At 54.6% G+C, this 10,240-nt stretch carries 9 protein-coding genes; 6 read left to right on the forward strand and 3 right to left on the reverse strand.

Annotated elements, in window-relative coordinates:
* Window positions 1-1,345: 1,345 nt before the first annotated feature.
* Window positions 1,346-2,059 (forward strand): hypothetical protein, encoded by a 714-nt coding sequence (locus tag PG887_RS20865; RefSeq protein ID WP_210538562.1) that lies wholly within the window; start codon window positions 1,346-1,348, stop codon window positions 2,057-2,059.
* 124 nt (window positions 2,060-2,183) lie between these two features.
* Here PG887_RS20865 and PG887_RS20870 read toward each other — a convergent pair whose 3' ends face one another.
* Window positions 2,184-2,657 (reverse strand): hypothetical protein, encoded by a 474-nt coding sequence (locus PG887_RS20870; RefSeq protein ID WP_210538563.1) that lies wholly within the window; start codon window positions 2,655-2,657, stop codon window positions 2,184-2,186.
* A gap of 300 nt (window positions 2,658-2,957) precedes the next feature.
* On the opposite strand from PG887_RS20870, the gene PG887_RS20875 reads away from it, so the two are divergent.
* Both PG887_RS20875 and PG887_RS20880 read left to right on the forward strand, forming a co-directional pair.
* The gene (locus PG887_RS20875) at window positions 2,958-4,073 is read left to right on the forward strand and encodes a DNA-binding protein (RefSeq protein ID WP_210538564.1); all 1,116 of its coding nucleotides are present in this window, start codon (window positions 2,958-2,960) and stop codon (window positions 4,071-4,073) included.
* On the forward strand, window positions 4,070-5,188 hold the full coding sequence (locus PG887_RS20880) for a tyrosine-type recombinase/integrase (RefSeq protein ID WP_210538565.1): 1,119 nt from the start codon (window positions 4,070-4,072) through the stop codon (window positions 5,186-5,188). The genes PG887_RS20875 and PG887_RS20880 overlap by 4 nt, the downstream gene beginning before the upstream one ends.
* 70 nt (window positions 5,189-5,258) lie before the next feature.
* Here PG887_RS20880 and PG887_RS20885 read toward each other — a convergent pair whose 3' ends face one another.
* On the reverse strand, window positions 5,259-5,711 hold the full coding sequence (locus PG887_RS20885; protein ID WP_210538566.1) for a hypothetical protein: 453 nt from the start codon (window positions 5,709-5,711) through the stop codon (window positions 5,259-5,261).
* A gap of 876 nt (window positions 5,712-6,587) precedes the next feature.
* Between PG887_RS20885 and PG887_RS20890 the strand changes: the two genes are divergently transcribed.
* The 3 genes from PG887_RS20890 (at window position 6,588) to PG887_RS20900 (ending at window position 8,922) form a co-directional block, all read left to right on the forward strand.
* Window positions 6,588-6,923 (forward strand): hypothetical protein, encoded by a 336-nt coding sequence (locus tag PG887_RS20890; RefSeq protein ID WP_210538567.1) that lies wholly within the window; start codon window positions 6,588-6,590, stop codon window positions 6,921-6,923.
* Window positions 6,924-7,763: 840 nt separating this feature from the next.
* Window positions 7,764-8,663, forward strand: coding sequence for a hypothetical protein (locus tag PG887_RS20895; RefSeq protein WP_254203949.1), 900 nt, complete (start codon window positions 7,764-7,766; stop codon window positions 8,661-8,663).
* Entirely contained in the window at window positions 8,650-8,922 is a 273-nt protein-coding gene (locus PG887_RS20900) for a hypothetical protein (protein ID WP_042041025.1), read from the forward strand. Before PG887_RS20895 ends, PG887_RS20900 begins: the two co-directional genes overlap by 14 nt.
* A 204-nt stretch (window positions 8,923-9,126) precedes the next feature.
* Here the strand turns inward: PG887_RS20900 and PG887_RS20905 are convergent.
* Window positions 9,127-10,240 (reverse strand): Tn3 family transposase (locus tag PG887_RS20905; RefSeq protein ID WP_270822816.1); only part of this gene is annotated, 1,114 nt, incomplete at its 5' end.

Here is a 10,240-nt window from a genome sequence, read left to right on the forward strand (position 1 = left end):
CCCGGCGGGTGAACCGGTTCTGCAGGTGGCTCCCGGCCCGCCGACGAGCCCAGGGCTCAGGGTGGCCACTGCCGGCGACCAGGCGGGTGAACCGGTGCTGCAGGTGGCCAATGCCGGTGGCCGTGCGGGTGATCCGGTGCTGCGGGTTGCCCCCGGGCCGGCGCCGGGATCCGGTGCCCTGGGTCGTCGACGAACTCGGGGCCCAAGGTGGCCAGCGGCGGCGGGTGGGGGGGTGATCTGGTGCGCGGTGGGCCCCGGGCCGCCGCGGGCTCGGGGCCCAGGGTGGCCACTGTCGGCGGCTGTGCGGGTGATCCGGTGGGGAGGTGGCCCCCGGGCGGTGGTCGGGACCTGGTGCCCCGGGTCGCCGATGAGCTCGGTGCCCAAGGTGGCAACTGCCGGCGGCCCGGCGGGTGAACCGGTTCTGCAGGTGGCTCCCGGCCCGCCGACGAGCCCAGGGCTCAGGGTGGCCACTGCCGGCGGCCAGGCGGGTGAACCGGTGCTGCAGGTGGCCAATGCCGGTGGCCGTGCGGGTGATCCGGTGGGGAGGTGGCCCCCGGGCGGGGGTCGGGACCTGGTGCCCCGGGTCGCCGATGAGCTCGGTGCCCAAGGTGGCCACTGCCGGCGGCCCGGCGGGTGAACCGGTTCTGCAGGTGGCTCCCGGCCCGCCGACGAGCCCAGGGCCCAGGGTGGCCACCGGTGGGTGGTCCGGTGCTGCAGGTTGTCCCCGGGCCGTCTCCGGGATCCGGCGCCCTGGGTCGTCGACGAGCTCGGGGCCCAGGGTGGGAGCGGGGAAAGGGATCCGGTGCTGCGTCCGGCAAGGTGTATCTGGCGGGCAGCCGGCCACCGCTGGCTGGTATGTGTTGCAGGAGGGGCCTGTCCCGCCTGGCTGTCGGGACCTAGAGCACCCATCACTGTGGGTGGTGCCTGCTGATGGGGTGCGGATTCAAGGTCTCGGCCTTGGCTGTTGGGTGGCGTTGTTACCCCTTGAGGCCTGCGTCCGATCCTGTCTCAGCCGTTCCTTTGTGCGAAGCTCAATACCATTGGCGGGGGTAGGGGGGAGTTCTGGGAAAAATGAAGGGAAATGAAATGGGTTACGTATGAGAGGCGCTATAGGAGAGTTGGATTACCTTGCGCAACGCTGAACGAAGGAGGGGGTTTACCTTGCCAAATGAAATGAAGCGCGTAATAGTATGTTAACATTTTCATGTGGTCAGGCATTGTAATGTAGCCAAACCACACATTTGGTTAGTTGTAATTTGAGTCCCGAACTGCCATGCTGTGATTGCTGCTGTGAAAAACCATCACCTCAGCTGACTATTAATTTCGCTTACGGAGGTGTGTCACAATGCCTAAAGACAAGCGGAGAAAAAAACATAACAACATGAAACCAGACAAACTCACGGCGGCTCAATTGGCTCGCCAGGCAATTGCTGCTGATAGCATCAAGCTTACCCTAGATCCGGTATTCCCGGCTGATGGGGATACTACGAACGCACTTGTACTGCGCTTACCGCTTTCTATGCGCTTTGCAACCTACACCTACGATGTAGAGTTTTTACTTGGTTCATACCTTCTTGGTAAAGCATTGGATGTTTGGAAAAGCATTCCTCGTGATGCTATTGGTGAAGCTCCGAAAATGTTCATCCCAATTAGCATGCAAATATTGGCTGATTATCGTTTCGTTGAAACCGTGACAAAGCATGTCGCACTGCTAGCACACAATAAACATTTTATTTTAATGGGAACCCCAGATTCACTAGGCATGTTTCCCGAACGTTTAGATACCAAAGGGCTTGCCGAAATATATGATGCAGTCGGCATTCAAGTTGGTATCGGTGATATTCAATCCAATCATTTTTATCCATCCCTCCTGCAGGAAGGAATCAGTTCAGTTCTCCCATCACACCGATTCGCTGTCGCGAACTCTGCTAAATTGATATTGAGCGAGATGAAGAACGCTGCTAAAACGGTAGGGATCCGTTATTACGAGCCAACACCTCGTCCATGGGAGATGACACTTCCTGAAAGTGCAGCCGATTTCGGTGCCTTTTGCGCCTGAGAGTGCAGATCTACATCGTGAGAGATGACGATTCGAGGCGTTTTGGGAAATGGGTAGCTCAAGGCGCTAGATTTCAAAGAGAGTGGGCTTTTTTGACGATTCATCAATCGCATTCAAGTTCGTATTAAGCCACTTTCCTTTTGGAATGCCACTGACACGCCAACACGAAAAAGCCTCCCGCCAATACCCCGAGTGAAGTGACAGAAAATACATCGCTCCCAAATGCCGCCAACATAAGACAATTGTTGGTCATTGCCATTGCAATTCCGAACCCAATCGCTGCTCGGCGGCGAATAACCAACAGCGATGCCAGGCGGGCACGGGCACCTGTGTCGTATGGGTACTGGAATAATTGCCAACTTAAGCCCTGGTAGTTCGCTGATACCCCGCCATACAGGCACCCTAGTCCTATGGCCATGATCAGCGCTGTGAGTGCATAATAACCAGCTGCGAAATCTGCTCCAGACCCAAACCGCAGTGCGCAACCGGCCGCAACCGTGGACCCCAGAAAGGCCAGCGCGACAAATCGGTGGTCAACCCCCAAAAACAAGCTCCTCACACATCCTCCTTCTTCTTTGTTTTCCAGCTCATCAACCATATCGTGACTGGTAGCATATGGCCATGGATTCATTCACATCGCATGTAATGTCGCAATGTAGCAATGATTACAACGACAAGTGCAATCCTACCCCCAGCAGAAATCTAACGCAATAGAATATACATTTCATTGCGTTATGTATTTTTAGTGGGTTATCTTGACGGCTGGTATAGATTGTGAATCGGATTTTAGCGCCGCTTACCTCCATGCACGCTTCTGGTTGTTGTGTAATGTCGTATGTAGGGACATACTACACACTACAAAGTTAATATTTTTGAGCGATCATCATTGGGAGGGGATATGAAAACGAAGGTAGCCTTGCAGCGAGACGATATCTGGAATGCCATTGAGGAGGTTGCCTCTACTGGCCATGCGCCAACATACAAGCTCATTATTCAAAGGCTAGGCCGTGGCTCTAACTCCCAGGTCGGCCCGGTGTTGAGGGAATGGCAAAGCGCAAATCGCCCTGCCCCGAGCAGCACTAATGTGCCTTCGTCGGTATCGGCCGCCGGCATGGAACTCATCGAGCAGGTGTGGCGCATTGCGGCAGAATGCTCACAAATGGACCTACTTGCCGAGCGGCGTCGAATGGATGATCAGGCCAAGATGAATGAATCAGCAATCGAGGCAATCGAGGCAGAGAATGTTGTGTTGGTGGAACAACTCGAACGGCAGCAGGCACTTAATGACCAGATGAATGCGCAGGCTCAGGAGCTTCAAAATCGGCATGCCGAAGTTTCAGAAGCCCTAAGTTCTTCCAAGTTGGAAGTGGCTAGACTAACCTCTGCGCTCGAAATGGCATCAGATAATTTGCAGGACGCCAGGATTCTTGTCGATGACACTCAAGCAATAGCCCAGAATGAAAAAGAAAAATCGACAGCGTTTCAGCTCGAAGCCACCCGTTTACAATCAGCCCTCGATATGTCGACTGCGCAACGCGTTGAATTACAGAGTCAGCTTGCTGAATCCCATTCCACCGTAGGTCAACTTCAATCTGAAAATTCCTCGTCAAAGGCGGAATTGCTCCAGGCCAAAGATCAATTACTTGCCCAAGCAAGTCAGCTTGACGCCACACAAGAAGCATTGCGTTCATGCCAGCGGAATAGCATTGAGCTAGAGCATAAGGCTCTCATGTTTCAGAACCAATTGACCGACATGGATACAGTAAAGAACGAATGCGAAACCCTGCGTCAGCAGTTGCAAAATGCTGGGCTTGCAGAGCAACAGTTAGTTATGAAAGTACATAAACTTGAATATGATATTGTTCAGCTTTCAGAACAAATTCTTGCTGCCAACAACAATGCCACGGTCGCACAGGATGAACTAAAAGCGGCAAGAGTTGTAATTATTCAGCAGGAAGCAAAACTGCAGACTATGAACGAAATGCTACGCATGTTAGGGGGGAAGGTTAGTTGAATAAATTCAAGGGTGAATTAATTCCCGCGGACAGCAGGGAGTCTACCATGCAGAGGCAGTCAACAACTCTCGCTCGGTACGGTGATAACACACTTGCTGGCAGAATTGACCAATTTCCTGATTCACCATATACAGGATACCTCGCTACACTATCTTCTGGCAGCCGTTCGACGGCGAAATCAACATTAGGTAAAATAAGCCAGCTATTGTATAGCTCAGAACCTGAAGTTGCTCCGTGGCATCTTATGACGTCCAATCATTACCAGATAACAATGCGTTATCTCGAACAACAAGGGTTAGCCCCAAAGACGATACATCGACATATGAGCATGATTCGCTCAGTATTAAAAACTGCAAAATTGCTACGGATGATCCCGGATGAAAATCAAGGCGAATATGATGCTATCATGGCGTCAAAGAACATCAAGGGTTCGCAAGGGCGTGGCGAAATTCGCCCCCACAGGAGCTTAACTGACGAAGAAATATCGTGTTTATTCAGTATGTTGGGGGCAGATCAAAGCCCAAAAGGACTTCGTGATATGGCAATGCTGTCTGTTATGAGGGGGTGTGGATTACGGCGGATGGAAGTTGTTGGCCTACAGATTGAACATATTCGGTGGGCTGGTGCTATTGATGGGGAATTGCTGGTATACAAAGGTAAAGGGAATAAGCCAAGAACACTGCCCATGCCTAGAGGGCTGCGTGAAATATTTGGAAATTGGACAGAGGTCAGAGGTGATGACCTTGGGCCATTATTCTGCTCAATCAATAGAGGTGGTAAAGCGGTACGATATACAGAGAATGATGTAATTAGGAAGCGGATTCCGACTCACATGCTTGGGCAATTGAGACCTCTCGACCGTTCAAGCGTAAACCGTATGATGGAGCAAAGGCTGATCTTGGCTGGTATTGAGAGAGCCACGCCACATGACCTAAGGTATACCTTCGCACAAAAAAATCTAAAACGTAGTGACATTCAAACAGTGTCAGATTTGATGGGGCACTCAAACATATCAACCACCTCGATTTACACTGAAACGAGTAGGGATGAAATGCGAGCTGTTATTGCAGAGGAAGATGTATTTAGCCGCTATTCCGAGGGGGGGGATAATTAACCAAGAATTATAAACCGCCTCAATGTTCATGGCGCCAATGAGTGGTAATTGGCGCCAAGTAATAATCGGATCAAAACTGAGTTCTTTGGATGAGCGGCATTATGAGATTGCTTGCAAACCCCGGGGGGGCATTTTTCGCAATGGCATCAATGACCAGGGTAGACAACCAAAATGAATCACTTCCGTTGAGGGTTATCGAGCGGCGATGACCTGCAAAATGTATCACCAATTGTATCCCTGCCCCATTGTTTGAAAAGTCGTAACTATGGTTTTTCCCTTCTCCATGAAATGTGCCTGTGCAAGTCTTCTTAATGCCAGTTAGGACGGACGCAACTGCATGCAGCTCCTTGAATGAAATGTTAATCCCCCACTTATTCTCCCAGTGCGCATTGCTTCCGGACATGGGGGCCAACTCAAGTCGCACAGTTAGATAACCGGCCTGAGCCTTCACTGCCTGGAAGGTGGCGGCCATTGATAGATCCTGCCGGTAAACCTTGAATGTTTTGCCGAATTCTTGCGTCATAACCCACTCATTTTCATATGTTTTCTGGCATTCTACAGGCTATCTACAGGGATGCAAAAACCCCCCTGTCTTTTGACACCCGATTATCGGAAGTGCTTTGAGCTATGCTGCCGAGGGAAAAATTGATAGACAGACACTATGGCAACAGATACACAAACTGCCCCTTCATTGGGCGAAATCATGATCATGTACGCGAGCATTCTTCCATCCCGCTGCCAGATCGAATTGGAGTCAACAGAGATCATTATTGACTCTAGATCCCCTTCTGTATTGACATGGCTTCAGCAGTGCAGGGATCAAGGCATTGACTTAGCTTCAAATCATACTGAGGCTATCATGATGTGGCTGAGCAGAGCTGAAGCACCACGGTTTGATGAGGTCGAAACATTGTGGGGTTTTGAGCCTGTTGTCATGAATGGCAGTTAATATCGGCATGCATGATACGTAGAGTCAGATTTCCAACTGTGTTCACCAATTCGGCTTTCTATTCGACTCCTCTTGCTGCTTTCCGTGCACAAGAGTAATCTGGCCGCAGTCCTCGGAGCCTGTGAGGGGATCGGCCCATCGGCCTGGCCCCAATTTTCAATTCCCGGACCTCACCTTGCCGGCAGTTCCTTTTCGCAATCTATCATTCAAGCCCTCGTTGGCTGATTCTGCATGTCTGTTCACCGATGTTTCTCCGGCGTCAGCGCACATGCAGAAACAGCCTAAGGCTGTCTCATGGCACTAGGTCTGCAATGTGCCACTTGCGACCAACACAAACCCGGGCAATCCGTCCAGGCTTATCAGCAAAGATACAGGCGGTGAAATCCACCGGCTGAGCAAAAATAATGGAGTTCGATATGCACCAATATAATGAAAAATCAGGAGCGTTCTATGAATAACAGTGGTGGTTTTGTGGTTGTCATCGCAATCGCGGTGCTTCTTGCTTTATTATGGCTTTCCAAAACAATTGGCGTGCCGCTTGATACTGTCGTTGATGCAGGCCGCAATCTCATCCCCGTCATCATTGTAGGCGTTATTACGGTGGCTTTGGGGTATGCGAGGTATTGGCCAATCCTCTTGGGCTGGTCAGTGTTGGCAATAAAACCAATACTGGTCTACAAGTACGCAGGCACAATACTTGCTCAATCATCTACTGTTAATATTCTTGCCGTTCTGGTTGTCGCCGCAGGATTCATGTTTACGCACTGGGTCAATAAGTACGTGTAGCACTGCTACTGATATCAGTAAAAATCGATCGAACCCCGCTATGCGGGGTTTTTTTTGCTTTCAGTTCACCTCTGGACGTGGAAGTTGCCCACGGTTCAGGGCTAGCCGTGACAACCAATGTTCGGCCTGCTCGGATAGCCATGATGTCGCTGCAGATATGCCCCCAGACCGTGCATCCCGACCTGACGTAGCACGTTGGCCAGCCATGGGCAACAGCACCACCCGCTTGGCGGCCTCCCCTGCCCTGGGCCGGCACATGCCGCGCCTGCGCCGGTTTTGCAGTCGCCACTCTTCATGGTTGCTGGCGGGGCACTCCTGGAGGTCGTCCGGGTGAAGATGGCCAAGCGCCTGGCCATGATCATGAACAAGGGGGGCGATCTGCATCGGGAGCCTCGTCGCGGGGGTGAGTCGGTGATCGGCAGGATGCCAGATCCCGGGGGCCGCTGTCAGTGGCAATAAATCCGCACCGGCCCGGCGCCGGTTTGGGTGTTTTACCGGATGGCGCGAAAAGTCAAAAGCGCGGGGGGAGCCAGGGAGGGGGCGGCGCGGGCCAGATCCTTGGCAGATCCACTAGATATAGTGGCACCGGCCAGCTGCAGCAACACAACATCTTGGGGTGTGGGGGTGGCCAAGGGGCATTTGGCTTTTGGTCAGCGGCCAAAGCGGCGGGTAAAAGGACACTGCCGCGCTGCGCTTACCGCCCAGCGTTGACCCTGGTTGCAGCACTGCAACGGTCAGGCCGTGACTTATCAAGCCATCCCCTCGGTTGGCCGGCTTACCCACACATGACACAATGGCATTTTTGAGTCTGCCATAGGGGGCATGATGACGCCGGAGCGTATGAGGCAGTACGGCAAAGGGCTGGGGTTATGGCAAGACAAGCGGTTGGCAACCGCCGAACCGATCTCCTATCTACGCAAAGACCACCCGATCAGCGTCACACCCGTGGCGCAGGCCCAAGGCTGCTGGCTTGAGCCCACCTATGACGGCACCCAGTCGGTTAACCCGCTGGCCAACGGCGTGTTTCTGTGGACCGAGATCATCGGCGCCGGCCATGCCTTCGTGTCGGTGCATCAGGACAACAACCCCTATGTTTACACCTACGGGCGGTTTGGCCGCACGGGCGGCTCCCTGGGAGCCGTTGGCGATGGGGTGCTGAACTTCTTCCAGTTCGGGGATGCGCGAACCTACTACCAAACAGCCTTGTACGGCGTGAGCGCCAAGGCATTTCGCATTGATGACGCGGATCCCGCGATCACCCGCGCCTACTTCGAGCGCCTGTGGAAAAAGGGGACGCCGGCGATCCCCACCCCCACCATGGGCGACATGACCCGGCGCGGTGGCCACACCATCGATCAGTACGATGTAACCGGGAAGAACTGTACGACCCACGCCACCGATGGCCTGAAAATGGCGGGATCCGTGGTGTTCCAGGGCGGCTATACCACCCACTCCCAGATGCGGGTTGAGTCGGAAGAGGACTTTGCCGTACCGTTGTCGCTGCAGCGTTACCTGATGAAGAAAAGTGCCGAGCCCTCGATGCTGGTTGTCGATATGACCAGCGAGTTTCGGCGGCAATACCCGAATACCGATGGAGTGATGCCGGCGAACGAGGACAACCCAGACACCCGCGCATACCGGGCCATGGCCGAGGCCGCGTCTGCCCTTGGCACAGTCTCGCCGTACTCTGGCGGCACGGTAGGGGGGTTATTAGGTGGAGAAAACCATGTCAGCAAGTAAGACCAAAACCGTGTTGCGTTGGGCCGGCATTGCGCTGGTGTCGCTGGGCTATTACCTCTGGCTGGGGGTGGCCTCGACAAGTTTCGGGCACATTGCGGAGAAGGAGAGCGTGATCGGGACCGGCCCCGTCTCGTTGGAGTATCACCGCGCCATGATGGACGCGGTGATGCAAGCCACCGGTGTGGTGTTTGACGCGGCCTCCCTGGGCTTCCTGATCTGCGTCCCCCTGATCCTCATCATCTTCCACAAAGTCAGGTGACCGCCTCCCCCGCTCCGACCGTGATCACCGGCCTTGCCGTCACACATTGCCCCGCCCTGCGGGGCTTTGTTTTATTGGTCAGCGGCCAAAGTACCGGGGAAAACCGGCCAGCGAGGGGCCGGGATCCTGCCGCTTGCAGCCCTGCAACCGACAGGGCCAAACCGGGTACAAGGGGTCGTTTGCGGGAGGGGGCGGAATCCTACGCTAAGGCTTTGGCCAGCGATATTCTCCGGTGAGATTGATGTGTTCCCATCCGAGCGGCGAAACATGGGCCAAGAGATCGGGCGATAGCAGCTTTCCATCGCGTTTCTGGTTTGCAACGACCTCGCCGAGCTTCATGGTGTTCCAGAAGATGATGATGGCGGCGAGCAGATTCATGCCGGCGATGCGGTAATGCTGGCCTTCGGCGGAACGGTCGCGGATTTCACCGCGGCGGTGGAAGCTGATTGCCCGCTTCAGCGCATGATGAGCTTCGCCTTTGTTGAGCCCGATCTGGGCACGCCGTTGGAGTTCGGCATCCAGAATCCAGTCGATCATGAACAGGGTGCGCTCGACGCGACCGACTTCCCGCAGGGCTGTCGCGAGCTCGTTCTGCCGCGGATAGGAGGCGAGTTTCCGCAGAATCTGGCTTGGCGCGACGGTCCCGGCAGCAATGGTGGCGGCGATGCGCAGGATGTCGGGCCAATTGCGCTCGATCATGGCTTGGTTGACCTTTCCGCCGATCAACGCTCGCAGGTGCGCCGGGGCGGCCGACGGATTGAACGCGTAGAGCCGTTTGGATGGCAGGTCGCGGATGCGCGGAGCGAACCGGTAGCCGAGAATGGCACATGCGGCAAAGACGTGATCGGTGAAGCCGCCCGTGTCGGTGAACTGCTCGCGGATATGGCGTCCAGCATCGTTCATCAGCAGGCCATCGAGGATGTAAGCCGCTTCGCTTGCCGTTGCAGGAATCACCTGGGTTGCGAACGGCGCATATTGGTCGGAGACGTGGCTATAGGCTTTCAGGCCCGGGGTATTGCCATATTTCGCGTTGACCAGGTTCATGGCCTCACCTTGCTCTGTAGCGACGAAGAACTGTCCGTCGCTCGAAGCCGACGTGCCCATGCCCCAGAACCGGGCCATGGGTAACGCTGCCTGTGCCTCGACCACCATGGCCAGCGCCCGGTCATAGGCTTCGCCCTCGACATGCCACCGTCCAATGCGGATCAATTCCCAGAAGGTGTGGGTGTTTGTCGCATCCGCCATTTTGCGCAAGCCGAGGTTGATCCCTTCCGCCAAGATAACGTTCATTAGCCCGATCCGGTCAGCGCAGGGTGCT

The sequence above is a fragment of the Aeromonas sp. QDB14 genome (assembly GCF_027707845.1).
Taxonomy (GTDB): Bacteria; Pseudomonadota; Gammaproteobacteria; order Enterobacterales; family Aeromonadaceae; genus Aeromonas; species Aeromonas caviae.

Excerpts from the sequence above, each read along its gene's own strand:
- PG887_RS20885 (WP_210538566.1), bottom strand. The coding sequence starts at position 5,711 with ATGACGCAAGAATTCGGCAAAACATTCAAGGTTTACCGGCAGGATCTA.
- PG887_RS20900 (WP_042041025.1), top strand. The coding sequence starts at position 8,650 with ATGTCAGCAAGTAAGACCAAAACCGTGTTGCGTTGGGCCGGCATTGCG.
- PG887_RS20875 (WP_210538564.1), top strand. The coding sequence starts at position 2,958 with ATGAAAACGAAGGTAGCCTTGCAGCGAGACGATATCTGGAATGCCATT.
- PG887_RS20870 (WP_210538563.1), bottom strand. The coding sequence starts at position 2,657 with ATGGTTGATGAGCTGGAAAACAAAGAAGAAGGAGGATGTGTGAGGAGC.
- PG887_RS20865 (WP_210538562.1), top strand. The coding sequence starts at position 1,346 with ATGCCTAAAGACAAGCGGAGAAAAAAACATAACAACATGAAACCAGAC.
- PG887_RS20895 (WP_254203949.1), top strand. The coding sequence starts at position 7,764 with ATGAGGCAGTACGGCAAAGGGCTGGGGTTATGGCAAGACAAGCGGTTG.
- PG887_RS20890 (WP_210538567.1), top strand. The coding sequence starts at position 6,588 with ATGAATAACAGTGGTGGTTTTGTGGTTGTCATCGCAATCGCGGTGCTT.